Annotated in this window: 1 protein-coding gene; it reads right to left on the reverse strand. The window is 53.7% G+C overall.

All coding sequences use genetic code 11. The features are described from left to right. Positions 1-505 (reverse strand): DUF932 domain-containing protein (locus DEO48_RS15290; protein WP_146198277.1); only part of this gene is annotated, 505 nt, incomplete at both ends.

Below are 505 nucleotides of genomic sequence, written 5' to 3' on the forward strand. Positions count from 1 at the left end.
TGGCTGGTGTTCTTCCCCAAAGCGGTACGTCAGGGCGGCGTTCGCCAGGGCGTGTTGTGCGGGTGGTGGTAACGGCAGCGACTGCATGGCATCACGCTTTTCTTCCACCCGATCAAAGACGCCAAGTACTTCGTAAGCGCCTTCAATTACTTTCTCAACAATATCGCCACGGTGCGGAACTCTGATTTCGCCAAACGACTGTCCGCAGACGAGCGAATTCGTGCACACGCTTCGGAAAATGCCCGGCAATAGCTGAAAACTCGACGCCCCATCGTGGCTGTTTAAAATAATGATTTCAGGTACATGCTGACCATTTATCTGACCCGCCCGGCGTAAGCGCAGCAGATGTTTGGTATGTTCCCGACGTTCAGGGTCACGGACGCGTGACTGACAGGCGAAGAAGGGTTCGAAACCTTCGCGCTGCAGGTTATCCAGCAGGGTAATAGTCGGTATATAGCTGTAACGGTCTGAGCGTGATGTGTGTTTGTCTTCACTGAAGACGCTG

The sequence above is a fragment of the Enterobacter sp. CGMCC 5087 genome, from assembly GCF_003144775.1.
GTDB lineage: Bacteria > Pseudomonadota > Gammaproteobacteria > Enterobacterales > Enterobacteriaceae > Enterobacter > Enterobacter cloacae_M.